The 17,998-nt window shown below is 53.6% G+C and carries 15 protein-coding genes; 5 read left to right on the top strand and 10 right to left on the bottom strand.

What is annotated here, in order from left to right; genetic code table 11:
• Window positions 1-65 precede the first annotated feature (65 nt).
• Window positions 66-1,109, top strand: a complete 1,044-nt coding sequence (locus tag OVA10_RS06955; protein WP_100779130.1) for an aminopeptidase — start codon at window positions 66-68, stop codon at window positions 1,107-1,109.
• 828 nt (window positions 1,110-1,937) lie between these two features.
• Entirely contained in the window at window positions 1,938-2,150 is a 213-nt protein-coding gene (gene cspG, locus OVA10_RS06950) for a cold shock protein CspG (protein ID WP_100779129.1), read from the top strand.
• A 406-nt stretch (window positions 2,151-2,556) separates the two neighbouring features.
• On the opposite strand, the gene OVA10_RS06945 is transcribed toward cspG, so the two are convergent.
• The gene (locus OVA10_RS06945) at window positions 2,557-3,651 is read right to left on the bottom strand and encodes an NADH:flavin oxidoreductase/NADH oxidase (protein ID WP_268195668.1); all 1,095 of its coding nucleotides are present in this window, start codon (window positions 3,649-3,651) and stop codon (window positions 2,557-2,559) included.
• A 187-nt stretch (window positions 3,652-3,838) separates the two neighbouring features.
• Here OVA10_RS06945 and OVA10_RS06940 point away from each other — a divergent pair, with 187 nt between their 5' ends.
• Window positions 3,839-4,747, top strand: coding sequence for an AraC family transcriptional regulator (locus tag OVA10_RS06940; RefSeq protein WP_268195667.1), 909 nt, complete (start codon window positions 3,839-3,841; stop codon window positions 4,745-4,747).
• Window positions 4,748-4,881: 134 nt separating this feature from the next.
• Here the strand turns inward: OVA10_RS06940 and cysH are convergent, their stop codons facing one another.
• From cysH to cysJ, 3 genes are all read right to left on the bottom strand, one after another.
• Window positions 4,882-5,616: a phosphoadenosine phosphosulfate reductase gene (gene cysH, locus OVA10_RS06935; protein ID WP_268195666.1), complete on the bottom strand. Its 735-nt coding sequence runs from the start codon at window positions 5,614-5,616 to the stop codon at window positions 4,882-4,884.
• 69 nt (window positions 5,617-5,685) lie between these two features.
• Window positions 5,686-7,398, bottom strand: coding sequence for an assimilatory sulfite reductase (NADPH) hemoprotein subunit (cysI, locus tag OVA10_RS06930; RefSeq protein ID WP_123428672.1), 1,713 nt, complete (start codon window positions 7,396-7,398; stop codon window positions 5,686-5,688).
• Complete coding sequence (cysJ, locus tag OVA10_RS06925; protein WP_268195665.1) at window positions 7,398-9,203, bottom strand: NADPH-dependent assimilatory sulfite reductase flavoprotein subunit; 1,806 nt, start codon at window positions 9,201-9,203, stop codon at window positions 7,398-7,400. The genes cysI and cysJ overlap by 1 nt, the downstream gene beginning before the upstream one ends.
• 309 nt (window positions 9,204-9,512) lie before the next feature.
• Here cysJ and queD point away from each other — a divergent pair, with 309 nt between their 5' ends.
• Entirely contained in the window at window positions 9,513-9,878 is a 366-nt protein-coding gene (gene queD, locus OVA10_RS06920; RefSeq protein ID WP_181826777.1) for a 6-carboxytetrahydropterin synthase QueD, read from the top strand.
• 34 nt (window positions 9,879-9,912) lie between these two features.
• Here the strand turns inward: queD and queE are convergent, their stop codons facing one another.
• The 3 genes from queE to OVA10_RS06905 all read right to left on the bottom strand — a co-directional run bounded on the left by queE (window position 9,913) and on the right by OVA10_RS06905 (window position 12,902).
• A complete protein-coding gene (queE, locus tag OVA10_RS06915; RefSeq protein WP_102105451.1) occupies window positions 9,913-10,584 on the bottom strand; it encodes a 7-carboxy-7-deazaguanine synthase QueE in 672 nt (223 codons plus the stop codon).
• A gap of 72 nt (window positions 10,585-10,656) precedes the next feature.
• Entirely contained in the window at window positions 10,657-11,346 is a 690-nt protein-coding gene (locus tag OVA10_RS06910; protein ID WP_248859081.1) for an N-acetylmannosamine-6-phosphate 2-epimerase, read from the bottom strand.
• A complete protein-coding gene (locus OVA10_RS06905) occupies window positions 11,346-12,902 on the bottom strand; it encodes a PTS transporter subunit EIIC (protein WP_102105453.1) in 1,557 nt (518 codons plus the stop codon). The genes OVA10_RS06910 and OVA10_RS06905 overlap by 1 nt, the downstream gene beginning before the upstream one ends.
• Window positions 12,903-13,068: 166 nt before the next feature.
• Between OVA10_RS06905 and OVA10_RS06900 the strand changes: the two genes are divergently transcribed.
• Window positions 13,069-13,893: a MurR/RpiR family transcriptional regulator gene (locus OVA10_RS06900; protein ID WP_102105454.1), complete on the top strand. Its 825-nt coding sequence runs from the start codon at window positions 13,069-13,071 to the stop codon at window positions 13,891-13,893.
• 58 nt (window positions 13,894-13,951) lie between these two features.
• Here the strand turns inward: OVA10_RS06900 and eno are convergent, their stop codons facing one another.
• The 3 genes from eno to mazG form a co-directional block, all read right to left on the bottom strand.
• Window positions 13,952-15,247, bottom strand: coding sequence for a phosphopyruvate hydratase (eno, locus tag OVA10_RS06895; protein ID WP_100779120.1), 1,296 nt, complete (start codon window positions 15,245-15,247; stop codon window positions 13,952-13,954).
• An 81-nt stretch (window positions 15,248-15,328) separates the two neighbouring features.
• Complete coding sequence (pyrG, locus tag OVA10_RS06890) at window positions 15,329-16,966, bottom strand: glutamine hydrolyzing CTP synthase (RefSeq protein WP_095283160.1); 1,638 nt, start codon at window positions 16,964-16,966, stop codon at window positions 15,329-15,331.
• Window positions 16,967-17,190: 224 nt separating this feature from the next.
• The gene (gene mazG / locus OVA10_RS06885) at window positions 17,191-17,982 is read right to left on the bottom strand and encodes a nucleoside triphosphate pyrophosphohydrolase (protein ID WP_123428666.1); all 792 of its coding nucleotides are present in this window, start codon (window positions 17,980-17,982) and stop codon (window positions 17,191-17,193) included.
• Window positions 17,983-17,998 lie beyond the last annotated feature (16 nt).

Here is a 17,998-nt window from a genome sequence, read left to right as displayed (position 1 = left end):
GTAAGCGCCGTCACAGTTTCATACTAGGCAGGTTAAAATTTTGTTCGATTTTTTAAGGACTCACTATGTTTTGCGCAATGCGCCACCGTATCGCTGCCCTGGCGATCGGCGTTTGCTGTATCCTCCCGGCTCAGGCCACCACTCAACCTTTGGGTGAAATCGCATCCACTCAGGCGCGCCATATTGCCACGGTATTTCCGGGACGAATGACGGGCACGCCTGCAGAGATGCTGTCGGCGGACTATCTGCGCCAGCAGTTTGCACAGATGGGCTACCAGAACGACATTCGGGCTTTCCACAGCCGCTACATTTTTACGTCGCGCAATAACAGCAAAAACTGGCATAACGTGACCGGCAGTACGGTTATCGCGGCCCACGAAGGCAAATCGGCGCAGCAAATTATTATTATGGCGCATCTCGATACCTTCGCCCCCCAGAGCGATGCGGACATTGATAATAATCTCGGCGGCCTGACCCTTCAGGGTATCGACGATAATGCGGCAGGCCTTGGCGTGATGCTGGAGCTGGCCGAACGCATGAAAGATGTTCCGACCCAGTACGGGATCCGCTTTGTCGCCACCAGCGGCGAAGAGGAAGGCAAACTCGGGGCGGAGAACCTGCTCAACCGCATGAGCGCGGCGGAAAAGAAAAATACCCTGCTGGTGATCAATCTCGATAACCTGATCGTCGGCGATAAGCTCTATTTCAACAGCGGCAAAAGCACCCCCAACTCTGTTCGCAAACTGACGCGCGACCGCGCGCTGGCCATTGCCCGCAGCCACGGTATTCTGGCGGCAGTCAATCCTGGGCGTAATCCGGCTTACCCAAAAGGCACCGGCTGCTGTAGCGACGGCGAAGTGTTTGATAAAGCGGGTATTCCCGTGTTGTACGTCGAGGCGACGAACTGGAACTTAGGGGACAAAAACGGCTATCAGCAGCGCGCTAAATCGAAAGCCTTCCCGGATGGCACCAGCTGGCACGATGTGAGACTGGATAACCAGCAGCACATTGATAAAGTGCTGCCTCAGCGCATTGAGCACCGCAGCCGTGACGTGGTGAAAGTGATGCTGCCGCTGGTGAAAGAGTTGACGAAAGCGGGTAAAGCGTAAACGGAAAGCGAAAGAATGGGGGCATGAGGTCATGTGCCGCCCCCCAAAAAGTTGGACAGAATAGCCGAGGCATTAAAGAAAGAGCCCATGTGATATACGGGCTCTTTTTTGTTTCCTGCCTGTCTAAATAATCAATTCTGCAACCGTATCTTCCATTCCGATGGTTGCTGACTTTTCTGCCTCAGCAATAACTTTGATGAATTAACACCCTTCCTACACTCTCCCGAGGATGTTATGTCTGAAAAAAGTCATTTACCGCTGCTGGACGAACACAAGCCGTTACGATGAGGAGAAAGAGTTGCTGGCGCTCGAAGCGCGAAAACCGCCCCTACTTAGGCCATAAAACGTGTCGAATGTTTCAGGACGTGCAGCGGACGTTTCCAGAAGATTGGTACAATAAATAGTGGGAGGCTTTTTAGTAATAATGCCAAATATTATCTGAAGTGAACGGGTACATTTAAAAGCAGTATAAATAGCAGTATCACTTTATTAAGCCCATTAATGTTAAATCAGAAGTCTGTAGTATCTTAAAAGCCCTGTCTGTAATGGTCAGGGCTTTTAAGATGACTGCCCTTTTGAATTGTAAATTTCCCCAACAGATTACTGACAAAAATAATCTTGCTTATCAAGTCATATGCGCCCACTATGCGTCATCGGTTTGGCATACAGACCTTATGAAAGCAGTTTTAGTAAAGCAGTCCTCATTTCAAGCGTGTTCCTTAGATACTCTTCTGCATGAGCCTCCTCCTAAGTGCCCAATAAGTCCTCATCTGCAAGCAGGCCATGTTTGCCACCGCGTGTGGCTCAAGAAAATTTAAGGAAGTAAATATGTCTAATAAAATGACTGGTTTAGTAAAATGGTTTAACTCTGAAAAAGGCTTCGGCTTCATTTCGCCAGAAGACGGTAGCAAAGATGTATTCGTACATTTTTCTGCTATCCAGAGCAACGATTACAAAACACTAGATGAAGGGCAGAAGGTTGAGTTCTCAATTGAGAATGGTGCCAAAGGCCCTGCAGCTGCCAACGTTATCACGCTGTAATAGCTGATAATGACACGAATACTTACGACAGCGATGACGGCATCAGCCTGAGCAGATAAGTTAACGTGATAAAAAAACCCGCCTTGAGCGGGTTTTTTTATGTTTCAGGCATAGCGGGTCCACCTGAAAAATGGAACCCGGGAATTCAATACCACCTGACGTTTTTTCAACCCGATTAGCCGTAGCCACAATAACGGTAAACTGGATCTCTAAAGCAGCATAGTTTTCACGGAGACGGTTGATATTTCGTGTCCCTCATCGACTGAAAGTGCTTATGCTTTCAATACGTTATGCAGGACGGGGGTTTGGCTGACTCATATCATTCTGCGCTTAATTACGGTTTCAATATCAGCGCGAATCCCCTAGTGAGGAAAGGCTACTGGCCGGAACGACGCACCTGCTATGGTCATTCGGACCAGTTTTGTAACCAGTACGCATAGGGTGTAGGTAACACAGCGTGCGGGGCGGTTATTTCAAGCTCCCGCGCCGCGTGATATGGCCAGTGCGGATTAGCCAGCAATGTACGGGCGAAAAAGATCACATCAACTTTACCGTCCTGTATGAATTCATTCGCTTCTTTAGCCTGCGTAATCATCCAGCTTGTTCCGACAGGAATATTTTTCTCCCGGCGAACACGTGCGGCCCATGGGATCATAAAGTTTGCCGCCCACGGGATGTTCTCACCTGGCGTTGTCAGAGAAAGACCCACATCAACAAAATCCACACCGGCATCCTTCAGCCAGCCGATTACCGTGAGTGATTCGCTGAAAGAATGTTCAGGACAATCATCAAATTCCACCACTCCGAGGCGTACCGTTAAGGGGAAATTATCAGGCCAGAACTTGCGGACTTCAGCCACTGTCTCCAGTAAGAAGCGGGCACGCCCCTCAAGAGAACCGCCATATTCATCTGAACGGGTATTTGACTGTGGGGAAAGAAAACTTTGTGCCAGGAAACCATGGGCAAAATGCAATTCCAGCCACTGAAAACCTGCCTGACAGGCCCGCTCTGCCGCACGGGCAAAGTCCTGCTGAGTTTGTCGAATATCGTTTTTTGTCATTTCACGGGGAATATAGTCATCCCCGGGTACAAAGGGAACAGCGGAAGGTCCGACGGGTACCCACGCCTGTGCATCTTCACGATCTAAAGGTGCGCCACCCTGCCATGGTGGCGTACAGCCCGCTTTACGCCCCGCATGGGCGAGCTGAATCCCTGCGACTGCCCCGCCTGTCTTAATTGCTGCAGTAATGGACGACAGCCCCGCAGTGTGTTCATCACTCCATAATCCGACATCACCCGGCGTAATTCGGCCCTCTGGTGCTACCGCCGTGGCTTCAACGACAACGAGACCCGCACCTCCACGTGCGAGCATAGAATAATGGGTACTGTGCCAGTCATTGATAAAGCCATCGACAGCCTGGTACTGACACATGGGAGAAACGGCGATCCGATTACGTAACGTAATATCTTTTAGGGAAAAGGAAGAAAATAAACCTGTCATAAGGCACTCCATAAGCAGGAACATATTAGAGCTATTATTCACTACAAAGCGGGAAGATGGCTTACTCACTTCGCCACAATCCTTGCCTGAAATGATTTACTTTTCTTTTTTTAGGTTATTTTCATCCATAGGTGATATTTTGATTATTACATTGCCAGTGAGTCATTTGATGTTTCAGGGCTGATAAATGCAGGACTTTTCGGTAGAACAAAACCTTAAAATGCTTGCTGAGAAAATTAGCGAGATTGCACAATACGATGGCGATTTCACAACAGCTGTTCCGTCGTTATCGGTACATCGACGAAATGCGCCGACTACTCCCGTTCACTGTATCTATGGCATTGGGTTGGGTGTAGTAATTCAGGGCAGTAAGGAATTGGTGCTGGGAGGAAAAGTGACTGGCTACCAGGCCGGGCAAACACTGCTCACCACACTTGAGCTTCCCGTCGTGTCCCATGTTGCGACGGCGACAGCATCCGCACCGTTCCTGGGGATGATGGTCACGATCGAACCCGCTGCTGTGATGCAGACGGCGGCGATGATCCCGTTTCGACCAGCCGCAAAATCGCCGGGCTTTGATCCGCTGGCCGTTAACGAGCTTGATGCGGGCCTCGCTGATACGTTGAGAAGGCTGCTGTCACTGAATGACGAACCACGTTTAATTCAGCATCTTGCCCCGCTCATACAGCAGGAGATCATCATTCGACTGCTGACGGGCCCCTATGGTAGTGCGCTTCGTCACATCGCATCACCGGGTTCACTTGGGCAACAAATTTCCGCTGCTGTTGCCTGGCTTAAACAACATTTCACACAGCCTGTCAGCATAGATGAACTGGCTTCCCGTTCGTCAATGAGCACGTCATCTTTTCGTCACCATTTCAGGTCAGTGACAGGGATGAGCCCGCTACAGTTTATCAAGAAGCTCAGACTTCAGGAGGCACGACAGCATATGCTGAACAGCCACCTTGACGCGGTGAGCGCGGCGGTAAAAGTGGGCTATGAGAGTGCGTCCCAGTTCAGCCGCGAGTACAGCAGGGAGTTTGGTGAGTCGCCGCAACGTGATATCAGACGCCTGCGTGGAGAAATAAGTCAGTAAAAATCCCTCTCAGCAGCTATTTATAAGGATTCTTACGTCTCCTCTGTACGCAGTCATCCTTTACGGAATGCGTCTCGCAATAAAAAAAGCCCCTGCTCGTGACAAGCAGAGGCATATGACAGCGGACCGGTGAATCAGCCTTCGTGCAACCCGCACTCACGCTTAAGCCCAAAGAATCGCGTCTCTTCTTCCGCCATTCCTGGCTCCCATTTGCGGGTGGTGTGGGTGTCGCCCACCGACAGGTAGCCCTGATCCCACAGGGGATGGTATTTCAGCCCGTGCTGCTGCAGATACTGATAAATGGTGCGGTTATCCCAGTCGATAATCGGCAGGACTTTAAATACGCCGCGCTGGATCCCAAGTACCGGCAGACTGGCCCGGCTGCCGGACTGCTCGCGGCGCAGACCGGCAAACCAGGTTTTCGCATTCAGCTCGCTGAGCGCCCGGTTCATCGGCTCAACTTTGTTGATCTCATTGTATTTCTCAATGCCCTCAACACCCTGCTCCCACAGTTTGCCGTAGCGCGCTTCCTGCCACGCTGCGCTCTGCTCAGCGCGATAGACCTTAAGATTCAGCTGGAGCTTATCCGTCAGCTCATCAATAAACTGATAGGTTTCCGGAAACAGATAGCCGGTATCGGTGAGGATCACCGGAATGTCCGGGCGGATCTGATTCACCAGATGTAAACTCACCGCCGCCTGAATGCCAAAGCTCGACGAGAGCACATAGTCGCCCGGCAAATTTTCCAGCGCCCACGCGACGCGGCCCTGCGCATCGCGTTTTTCAAGCATGGCGTTCGTTTCCGCCAGCGCCAGGATACGTTCCACTTTGGGCAGATCGTTTAGGGCGTTTAGATCGAGTCTGGACATAAGTTCCTCACTGTTTGCCTTGCCTCATGGCGCTTCGCTTATCAGGCTCGCGCCACCGGGCGATCAGGATTACTCCCAGAAATCTCGCGCTGGATCGAGCACCGGGCGAATAATGCCCGCGCGTACGGTAAAGTCGCCGAAGCCTTCACCCGCTTCGCGCTCTTTCGCCCAGCGTCCGACCAGTTCATCGATGGAATCGAGAATTTCTGGCTCGGTAATGTTTTCGCGATACATACGCGGAATGCGCGTCCCGCTGCGATTCCCGCCAAGATGGACGTTGTAGCGGCCCGGCGCTTTACCCACCAGCCCCAGCTCCGCCAGCATCGCGCGGCCACAGCCGTTCGGGCAGCCCGTCACTCGCATCACAATGTGTTCGTCGCCGATACCGTGTTTCTCCAGCACCGCTTCCACTTTGTCGGTGAAAGAGGGCAGGAAGCGTTCGGCCTCAGCCATCGCCAGCGGACAGGTCGGGAAGGAGACGCAGGCCATAGAGTTTTCACGCTGCGGTTTAACCGCATCCATCAGCGTATGCTCACGCGCCAGCTTCTCGATCTTCGCTTTCTGACTTTCCGGCACGCCGGCAATGATCAGGTTCTGGTTCGCGGTGATGCGGAACTCGCCTTTATGGATCTTAGCAATTTCCAGCAAACCGGTTTTCAGCGGACGGCCTGGATAATCCAGAATACGGCCATTCTCGATAAACAGCGTCAGGTGCCATTTATTGTCGATGCCTTTTACCCAGCCGATACGATCGCCGCGACCGGTGAACTCATACGGTCGGATTGGCTCAAATTTGATCCCTGCGCGACGCTCCACTTCCGCTTTAAACGTCTCAACGCCGACGCGCTCAAGGGTGTATTTGGTCTTCGCGTTTTTACGATCCGTACGGTTGCCCCAGTCGCGCTGGGTCGTGACTACCGCTTCCGCCACCGCCAGGGTGTGCTCCAGCGGCAGATAACCAAACTCGCTCGCCGTGCGGGCGTAGGTTTTCTTGTTGCCGTGCTCAATCGACAGACCCCCGCCCACCAGCAGGTTAAAGCCCACCAGCTTTCCGTTCTCGGCAATCGCCACGAAGTTCATGTCGTTGGCGTGAAGATCGATATCGTTCTGCGGCGGGATCACCACGGTCGTTTTGAATTTACGTGGCAGATAGGTCTGGCCGAGGATCGGCTCCTCGTCGGTGGTCGCGACCTTTTCCTGATCGAGCCAGATCTCTGCATAAGCGCGGGTGCGCGGCAGCAGATGCTCAGAGATCTTTTTCGCCCATTCGTAAGCTTCCGCATGCAGCTCAGACTCGAACGGGTTCGAGGTGCAGAGCACGTTACGGTTCATGTCGTTGGCCGTCGCCAGCGCGTCCAGGCCTACGGAGTGCAGCATCTGGTGAACCGGCTTCACGTTCTTCTTCAGAATGCCGTGGAACTGGAAGGTCTGACGGTTGGTCAGACGAATGCTGCCGTAGATCGTGTTGTCATGAGCAAATTTATCAATCGCCTGCCACTGTTGGGTGGTGATCACCCCACCCGGCAGACGACAGCGCAGCAGCATCGCGTGACGCGGCTCCAGCTTTTGCTCGGCACGCTCGGCGCGAATATCGCGGTCGTCCTGCTGGTACATGCCGTGGAAGCGGATCAGCAGAAAGTTGTCTCCGTTGAAACCGCCGGTCAGACCGTCATTTAAATCTTCGGCAATGGTGCCGCGCAGGTAGTTGCTCTCTACCTTCATGCGCTCGGCGTCCGTCAGTTTGCCTTCGACCACCAGTGGGCCAGGGTGTTTTTCGCTCATTAGTAGACATCTCGCTGATAACGGCGCTCTACGCGCAGCTCACTTAAAAATTCGTCCGCCGTTTCGGCATCCATACCACCGAATTCGGCAATCACTTCCAGCAAAGCCTGCTCGACGTCTTTCGCCATGCGATTTGCGTCGCCACAGACATAAAGATGGGCACCGTCATTGATCCAGCGCCACAGCTCTGCGCCCTGTTCGCGCAGTTTGTCTTGTACGTATATTTTTTGTTGCTGGTCACGGGACCAGGCCAGATCGATGCGGTTCAGCACGCCCTCTTTGACGTAACGTTGCCACTCAACCTGGTAAAGGAAATCTTCGGTAAAGTGCGGGTTGCCGAAGAACAGCCAGTTTTTGCCCGGCGCTTCATCTGCCGCGCGCTGCTGAAGGAAGGCGCGGAACGGGGCGATGCCGGTGCCAGGACCAATCATGATCACCGGCGTTTCCGGGTTGGCCGGGAGGCGGAAGTTGTCGTTGTGCTCGATGAACACCCGCACTTCGCCCTCTTCTTCCACACGATCGGCGAGGAAGCTGGATGCCCCACCCGCGCGGGCGCGGCCTTCGATTTCATAACGCACCGCGCCGACGGTGATGTGCACTTCGCTTTCCACTTCGGCCTGTGATGAGGCGATCGAGTAGAGGCGCGGCGTCAACGGACGCAGCAAGCCGATGAGCGCCTCTGCATCCAGCTGCGCGGGCGCGAAACGCACCATATCCACAATCGGCGTGGTCGCGGCGTACTGCTGCAGTTTGGCTTTATCACCCACCAAAGGCAGCAGGGTTTCGCTGCGCGTCAGCGTGGCGTAGTTCTCAACGATATTGGCGGTATTGACCGTCAGTTCAAAGTGCCACTGCAGCGCCTCGGAGAGCGGCAGGGATTTGCCGTCCACGGTGACAGGTTCAGTGCCTTTCAGCCACAGCAGCTCCACCAGCTCTTTGACCAGCAGCGGATCGTTCTGATACCAGACGCCGAGCGCATCGCCGGGCTGGTAGCGTAAACCGGAATCACCCAGATCGATTTCGATGTGGCGCACGTCTTTTTCGGAGTCGCGGCCGGTGATTTTCTGGTTCACAGACAGGCTCGCCGTCAGCGGTTCTTCTTTGGTGTAAGGGCTGGTCAGTACCTGGTTAACCACACCCGATGCCGTTGCAACGGCCTGCGCGGGGGAGTCTTTCGGCACGCGAGCTTTCAGCACTTCCACCATGCGCGCGCGCCATTCAGCGGCGGCAGGCTGGTATTCTACGTCAGCGTCGACGCGATCCAGCAGGCGCTCAGCGCCCAGTTCCGCGAGCTTATTGTCAAAATCTTTGCCGGACTGGCAGAAGAATTCGTACGAGGTATCGCCAAGGCCAAAGACGGCAAACGCGGTGCCATCGAGTTTTGGCGCTTTTTTCGAGAACAGGAATTTATGCAGCGCGACCGCTTCTTCGGCCGGTTCGCCTTCGCCCTGCGTGGAGGCAACCACAACCAACAGTTTTTCTGACGCGATTTGTTTGAATTTATAATCCACGGCGTTGACCAGGTTCACGTTCAGTTGGGCGGCCAGCAGATCGTCGCGCAGTGCTTCCGCCACGCGCCGGGCGTTGCCGGTCTGCGAGGCAGAGATAAGTGTTATCGCCGGGATTTCAACGGCGGCAGGCGCTGCGGTGACAACAGCCCCAGGTTGTTGATTGAGCATCCCCCAGAAATAGCCGGAGACCCAGGCAAGCTGAACAGGTGAAAAATCGGTGGTGGCCGCCTGGAGGCGCGCCAGTTGCTCCGGGTTCAGGGGAAGCAAATTCGAAGGTGGGGCCTGTGTTGTCATGCGTTGTTATGTTCCAGTAGCAAAGCGGAATTTATGCAAAAAGACCAAACTAGAGATAAGGTTAACGGCGGGGATAATAACAATTAAAGAAGGGATGGAAATAATAAATAACCAAAAGAACTAACCGCTTTTAGTCATGGTTCTTAACATTAAAACCGATAAAGCAAGCCACTGAATTTCTTAAATTTAATGAGTATAAGCGATGAGAAAATCTCTCATCCGGGACAAGGGCCGTTTTAGTTAATGCTAAAAAAGGGTCTTTCCGGTACTATGCGGCGGTTTTTTCCGCATTCGTATTACTGAGAGCACATGATGTCCACCACACTGTTTAAAGATTTCATCTTCGAAGCCGCCCATCGCCTGCCGCACGTTCCTGAGGGACATAAATGCGGTCGTCTGCACGGACACTCGTTCATGGTGCGTCTTGAAATTACCGGTGAAGTCGATCCGCATACTGGCTGGATCATGGACTTTTCCGAGCTGAAAGCCGCCTTCAAGCCGACCTACGATCGTCTGGATCACTACTACCTGAACGATATTCCGGGGCTTGAAAATCCCACCAGCGAAGTGCTGGCGAAATGGATCTGGGATCAGATGAAGCCACTGGTTCCCCTGCTGAGCTCGGTGATGATCAAAGAGACCTGTACAGCGGGCTGCGTTTATCGCGGCGAGTAAGACAAAAAAGCCCGGATATCCGGGCTTTTTTATATCAGGCAATATTCAGATACTTATGCGTCTGCATCGACAAACGCCAGTTACGCGCGATACAGGTTTCGATGCATAGCCGGGTGGCGTCCTCTTTCTGACTGATTGGCTGCAGGGCGATAATGCGCTGCTTTTCATCCGTCAGCGTCGCCAGCAGTTCATCCAGCGCTTCAATGTCACGCACGCGCCCTACCGGGTGTTTAATCTCATCCGCGCGCTCCAGCGCCTGAGAGAGCACGTCATATCCGCCGCGCATATTCACTTTTGGTGATACGGTCACCCAGGTCGAGTGCGAGCATCTGACTTCATGGGTACCGCTGGTTTCGATCTGGCAGCTGTAGCCGTTCTTCTCCAGCAGCTCCGTGAGCGGCATTAAATCGTGGATGCAGGGTTCACCACCGGTAATCACGATGTGGCGCGCGGTCCAACCCTGACGGCCAATGATCGCCAGCAGATCTTCGGCACTCCCGGCACCCCATTTATCGCTCTCTTTGGTTTTTGCCAGAATACTAAACAGCGACACTTCCCGATCTGCGAGTTTATCCCACGTATGTTTGGTATCACACCAGGCACAGCCGACCGGGCATCCCTGTAAACGAATAAAAATAGCAGGAACGCCGGTGAAGTAACCCTCGCCTTGCAGGGTCTGGAACATCTCGTTAATCGGGTACTGCATAGTCATCTCAGTTAAGGGGATAAACGTTAAGTATCGCAGATCCCCGCCTAAGTATCATGCCCGATCGGTGCTTTACGCCTCAATCGCCGCCACAAAGCGCGCCGTAATCTGCTGAGGACGGGTGATTGCACCACCCACCACCACGGTATGCGCGCCCAGGGCCAGGCATCGTGCGGCCCGTTCTGGCGTGTCGACATTCCCTTCAGCCACCACCGGCACCGTCACGGCCGCAAGGACGTCGCGTAAAAAGGCGCAGTCATTATCCGGCAGAGACTGACCTGCCGTCTGCGCCGTGTAGCCGTGGAGGGTGGTGCCCACGCAGTCGAAGCCCAAATCCTGCGCCTTTTTGGCCTCGGCAACGGTGGCGATATCCGCCATCAGCAGCAGGGAGGGATAACGCGCACGAATCTGTGCGACGAGATCGGCCAGCGTCTCTCCGTTCGGACGCGGGCGCGCGGTGGCGTCGAGGGCGATAATTTCCGGTGTCACCGTCATCAGTTCGTCGATTTCTTTCATGGTGGCGGTGATAAACACCTCACTGTCCGGATAATCACGCTTAATGATGCCTATCACCGGTAAAGAGACGCTCGCCTGGATAGCCGCGATATCCACCACGCTGTTGGCGCGAATAGCGACCGCCCCTCCCTGCGCCGCCGCCAGCGCCATGCGTGACATGATAAACGGGCTATGCAGCGGTTCATTTTCCAGTGCCTGACAGGAGACGATCAATTTGCCTTTCAATACATCCAGTATCGTTTTCATTACGCTAAACTCTCTTCGACTTCGTTTTTAATGATGGTGACGTGTGGACCGTAAATCACCTGAACGCCGTTCCCGCGCACAATCACCCCGCGCGCGCCGGTCGCTTTTAGCGCCGCTTCGTTGACCTTGCCGCCATCCTTCACGGTGACGCGCAGACGCGTGGCGCAGCAGTCCACCTCTTCCAGATTTTCCCGACCGCCTAATCCTGCAATCACCGCCGCTGCGCGTTCGCTTTGTGGAAGCGCACTCTCAACCACGGCCTCTTTCTCACGGCCCGGCGTGGCGAACCGGAAACGGTTAATCAGGTAACGGAAGGTGAAGTAGTAGAGGAAGAACCACGGAACGCCGACCAGCGGGACGTACATCCAGTGGGTTTTGGCTTCGCCCTGCAGGACGCCAAACAGGATGAAATCGATAAAACCACCCGAGAAAGTCTGCCCGATGGTGATGTGCAGAATATGGGCGATCATGAACGCCAGCCCATCAAAGAACGCATGGATGACGTATAACACCGGCGCGACAAAAAGGAATGAGAACTCAATCGGCTCGGTGATCCCGGTCAGGAAGGAGGTCAGCGCCGCCGAGAGCAGCAGCCCGGCCACGCGCTTTTTGTTCTCCGGTTTAGCCGTGTGGTACATCGCCAGACAGGCGCCCAGCAGGCCGAACATCATGGTGATAAAGCGCCCGGACATGAAGCGCGAGGTGCCGATATAAAACTGCTGGGTATTCGGATCGGCGAGCTGCGCAAAGAAGATACGCTGCGTGCCTTCCACCAGCTGGCCATTGACGATTTCACTCCCGCCCAGTGCGGTTGTCCAGAACGGCAGATAGAAGATATGGTGTAGACCAAACGGGCCGAGCATGCGCAGGATAAAACCGTACAAAAACGTGCCGAGATAACCCGTCGCGTCCACCAGCCCGCCCAGCCCAAATATCATTTTCTGGAAATGAGGCCACACAACCGTCATCAGCGCACCGACCACAATCGCCGCCAGCGAACTAATAATCGGCACAAAGCGGGAGCCGCCGAAGAAGCCGAGGAACTGCGGCAGAGCGATTTTATTAAAGCGATGGTGTAGCGTGCAGGTCACCAGGCCAATCACCACGCCGCCAAAGACGCCGGTTTCCAGCGTCTGGATCCCGAGCGTCATTCCCTGTCCCACCGCGCCGGGATTTTCATGGGCCAACGTACCGGTGAGGATCAGCAGCGCATTGATGGTGGCATTCATCACCAGGAATGCGAGCAGCGCCGCAAGCCCGGCGGTGCCTTTATCCGTTTTCGCCAGCCCGACCGCAACACCCACCGCAAACAGCACCGAGAGGTTGGCAAAGACAATCGATCCGGCGCTACTCATGATGGTAAAGATGGCCTGAAGCCAGCCGACATCCAGGAACGGATATGCCGTCAGCGTATTGGGGTTGGACAACGCCCCGCCAATTCCCAGCAGCAAGCCCGCCGCGGGCAATACCGCTATCGGCAGCATGAACGATTTACCGAACCGCTGCGCCTTTTCAAACCACGCCCCTGAAGAGGCACCACTAAACATCTGCATCATATTTTCACTTCCCCCGAGTAATGATGAAAATTTTTACCATACAAATTATATAAACTGAAAATTATCACCAAAGATCGGGAAGCGGATCATACTTTTTTAAAATGACTGGCATCTCTCCCCCGCTTTCCGCCACACTAGCCGCAGAGAAACGCATTAAGGATCTTGCATGTCAGAAAATGAAAATCTGCTGCTGAGGCTGCGCCAGAGCGTCTCGGGATACAGCCCCACTCAGCAAAAACTGGGAGAGTTCGTCTTAAACGATCCCGCGAAAGTGCTTTATCTGACGATCACCGAACTGGCGCGCGAAAGTGAAACCAGTGAGGCGAGCGTGACGCGCTTATGCCGCGCGCTGGGCTGTAAGGGATATACGGAATTCAAAATGGCGCTGGCGCTGGATGTACAGCGGATCCAGGCACCTGCCAGAAAAGGCGATGAGATCGACGAGGTGGTGGAAGAGTCGGTGCAGGCGCTGCGCGATACCGCCCAGTTGCTCGACAGAGAGGTGCTGCTGAAGGCGGCGCAGGCGCTGCATCAGTCGCGGTCAGTCTACATTTATGGCGTCGCGGCCAGCGCCATTATCGGGGACTATCTGCACTACAAATTATTGCGGCTGGGGAAATCGGCGCAACTGTTCAGCGATATGCATCGGGCATCAATGAACGCGACGACGCTCACTCAGGACGATCTGGTGGTGGCGATTTCAAGTTCTGGTTCGACGCGTGACTTACTGCATGTGGTGAAGCTAGCGCGTAAACGTGGAGCTAAAGTGCTGGCGCTGAGCAACACGCCGCGCAGCCCGCTGGCATCGATAAGCGAAATGCTGCTGGTGGCAGCGAAACCGGAAGGGCCGCTGAGTGCCGGGGCGTTAAATGCCAAAGTGGGTGTGATGCTGCTGGTGGAACTGCTGGCAACCAGTCTGATTACCCTCGACGATCACTATGGCGATGTCAGTCAGCAGACGGCCAGTGCCACTCTCCCCTTGCTGCTGTAAATCAGACATAAAAAAACCCGCCGAAGCGGGTTTTTCTTAAGAGTGAAAGCTCAGTAGATTACTGACCTTTGATCTCTTTACGACCGTTGTACGGAGCTTTTTCGCCCAGTGCTTCTTCGATACGAATCAGCTGGTTGTATTTCGCTACGCGATCAGAACGGCTCATAGAACCTGTTTTGATCTGGCCTGCAGCGGTACCAACAGCCAGGTCAGCGATGGTAGCGTCTTCAGTTTCGCCTGAACGGTGAGAGATAACGGCAGTGTAGCCAGCGTCTTTCGCCATTTTGATCGCAGCCAGAGTTTCGGTCAGAGAACCGATCTGGTTGAATTTGATCAGGATGGAGTTAACGATGCCTTTGTCGATACCTTCTTTCAGGATCTTGGTGTTGGTTACGAACAGATCGTCACCAACCAGCTGGATTTTGTCGCCCAGAACTTTAGTCTGGTATGCGAAACCGTCCCAGTCAGATTCGTCCAGACCGTCTTCGATAGAGACGATTGGGTACTGTTTGGTCAGGTCTTCCAGGAAGTGAGTGAACTCTTCGGAGGAGAATGCTTTGTTGCCTTCGCCAGCCAGAACGTATTTACCGTCTTTGTAGAATTCAGATGCTGCACAGTCCATCGCCAGAGTGATGTCGGTGCCCAGCTCGTAGCCCGCTGCTTTTACTGCTTCAGCGATAACAGCCAGAGCTTCTGCGTTAGAACCCAGGTTAGGCGCGTAGCCACCTTCGTCACCAACAGCAGTGTTCATGCCTTTAGCTTTCAGAACTTTAGCCAGGTTATGGAACACTTCAGAACCCATACGAACCGCTTCTTTCAGGGATTTCGCGCCAACTGGCTGAATCATGAATTCCTGAATATCAACGTTGTTGTCCGCGTGCTCACCACCGTTGATGATGTTCATCATCGGAACCGGCATGGAGTATTTGCCTGGGGTGCCGTTCAGTTCAGCGATGTGCTCATACAGCGGCTGACCTTTAGACGCTGCAGCCGCTTTGGCGTTAGCCAGAGACACAGCCAGGATTGCGTTCGCACCGAAGTTAGATTTGTTTTCAGTACCGTCCAGGTCGATCATGATTTTATCGATGCCAGCCTGGTCTTTGGCGTCTTTGCCAAGGATTGCCTGAGCGATAGGACCGTTAACCGCGCCAACAGCTTTGGTTACGCCTTTACCCAGGAAACGGGATTTGTCGCCATCGCGCAGTTCCAGCGCTTCGCGGGAACCAGTAGAAGCACCTGACGGAGCAGCTGCCATACCGACGAAACCACCTTCCAGGTGAACTTCGGCTTCAACGGTCGGGTTACCACGGGAGTCGATGATTTCACGACCGATGACTTTAACGATTTTGGACATTAGATTTTCCTCAGTACAAGTTAAACTAAAACTCCAGACAAACAACGCGTACCGATGGTACGCGTTGCCGTTCTAACTTTTTTACTTCGCCTGACGCTTCTGGTATTCGCTCGCGGCTTTCACAAAGCCTGCAAACAGCGGATGTCCGTCACGCGGCGTTGAAGTAAATTCCGGGTGGAATTGACAGGCGACGAACCACGGATGGTTTGGCACCTCAATGATCTCGACTAACTGATCATCCCCGGAGCGGCCCGCGATACGCAGACCCGCAGCTTCGATTTGTTTCAACAGCATATTGTTGACTTCGTAGCGGTGACGATGGCGTTCAGTGATGGTTGGCGCACCATACATTTTGCGAACCAGACTATCGTCAGACACCTGGCAAGCCTGAGCGCCAAGACGCATCGTGCCACCCAGATCGCTCTTCTCAGTACGGACTTCGACGTTGCCGTCTTCATCACGCCATTCTGTAATAAGCGCCACAACAGGGTACTTACAGTCTGGCACAAATTCCGTAGAGTTCGCGTTTTCCATCCCGACTACGTTACGAGCGAACTCGATCAACGCAACCTGCATACCCAGGCAAATGCCGAGGTAAGGAATATTGTTTTCACGCGCAAAGCGTGCGGTAGCGATCTTGCCTTCAACACCGCGGTAGCCGAAGCCGCCAGGGATCAGAATAGCATCCAGATCTTTCAGAATTTCGACACCGCGCGTTTCAACATCCTGCGAATCAATCAGCTTGATGTTAACGGTTACGCGATTCTTCAGACCACCGTGTTTCAGCGCTTCAATCACTGACTTATAGGCATCCGGCAGTTCAATGTACTTGCCGACCATACCGATAGTCACTTCGCCTGCCGGATTAGCTTCTTCGTAGATAACCTGTTCCCATTCTGACAGATTAGCTTCCGGACAGTTCAAGCTGAATCGTTTACAAATATAATCGTCCAGACCCTGTGATTTCAACAGGCCCGGGATTTTATAAATGGAATCGACGTCTTTCAGAGAAATCACAGCCTTTTCAGCAACGTTACAGAACAATGCAATTTTCGCACGCTCGTTGGCCGGAACGGCACGATCGGAGCGGCAGATCAGGATATCCGGCTGGATACCGATAGAGAGCAGTTCTTTCACGGAGTGCTGCGTCGGTTTGGTTTTCACTTCACCGGCTGCCGCCATGTATGGCACCAGCGTCAGGTGCATGAACAGCGCGTGTTCACGGCCAATATCAACCGCCAGCTGACGAATCGCTTCCAGGAATGGCAGGGATTCGATATCACCCACGGTACCGCCAATTTCAACCAGCACAACGTCGTGGCCTTCGCCACCTGCGATGATGCGCTCTTTGATAGCGTTGGTGATATGCGGGATAACCTGAACGGTTGCGCCTAAGTAATCGCCACGGCGTTCTTTACGCAGAACGTCAGAGTAGATACGACCCGTGGTGAAGTTGTTGCGGCGACTCATTTTAGTACGGATGAAGCGCTCGTAGTGACCTAAGTCCAAATCGGTTTCAGCGCCGTCTTCGGTAACGAACACTTCGCCGTGCTGGATTGGGCTCATGGTGCCTGGATCGACGTTGATGTACGGATCCAGTTTCATCATAGTCACATTGAGGCCACGGGCTTCAAGAATGGCCGCGAGAGAGGCTGCGGCAATGCCTTTACCCAGAGAGGATACAACCCCGCCGGTCACAAAAATATAGTTCGTTGTCATGCTGAACCTGAGAAGTTAGGTTGGAACGATGGAATAACCAAGACGGGAAAGTAGTATACCCGAACACGGCGAGCGCCACAAACTTTCATTCTCCGTCTCCTGTCTCAGGCTTTGACAAACATAGGGAGTGAGAAAATAGCCCCTTTTGGGTAAATGTTTTTGACGCAAATCAAGCGCTTGTCATTTAAAAAATCACACAAATTGCGCTTGATCGCAAAAATCCGTTAGAGATCATGTTCCTGGCGTTTTACTTCCTGCCACACCTCTTCCATCAAATCGAGGTCCACGCCGGTCATTTCCAGGCCTCGTGCCGCAACAATCCGCTCGACTTCGCGGAAGCGACGTTCGAATTTGAGGTTGGCTTTTTGCAGCGCGGTTTCGGCTTTGACGCCCAAATGGCGCGAAAGGTTGACCGTGGCAAACAGCAGATCGCCCATCTCCTCTTCCAGGCGGGCTTCATCCACCACCGCCTGCTTAGCTTCATCCATCACTTCGTCGATCTCTTCGTACACTTTGTCGAGCACCGGGCCAAGAGAGGTCCAGTCAAAGCCCACGGCGGAGCAACGCTTCTGAATTTTATGCGCTCGCATCAGGGACGGCAGACTTAAGGGGATATCGTCCAGCGCGGAGTGTTGTGCTTTTTCAGCGCGTTCAGCGCTTTTGATCTGCTCCCAACGGACCAGCACTTCTTCGCTGTTGCCAGCGGTCGCGTCGCCAAAAATATGCGGGTGGCGACGTTCGAGTTTGTCGCTGATGGCGGCACAGATATCATTAAAATCAAAGCGCCCCTCTTCCTGCGCCATCTGCGCATAAAACACCACCTGGAAAAGGAGATCACCCAGTTCACCGCGCAGATCGTCAAAATCTTCGCGTGAGATAGCGTCCAGCACTTCGTAGGTTTCTTCGAGGGTATAAGGGGCGATGGTGGCGAAGGTCTGCTCTTTATCCCACGGACAGCCGTTTTCCGGGTCACGCAGACGTTTCATAATGCCGAGCAGGCGGTCGAGTTGGTTCATTTTTACATCCATGATA

The organism is Lelliottia sp. SL45 (assembly GCF_026672535.1).
GTDB lineage: Bacteria > Pseudomonadota > Gammaproteobacteria > Enterobacterales > Enterobacteriaceae > Enterobacter > Enterobacter nimipressuralis.
Note: the sequence above shows the minus strand (reverse complement) of the source record. Positions and strands in the feature narration are given on the sequence as shown.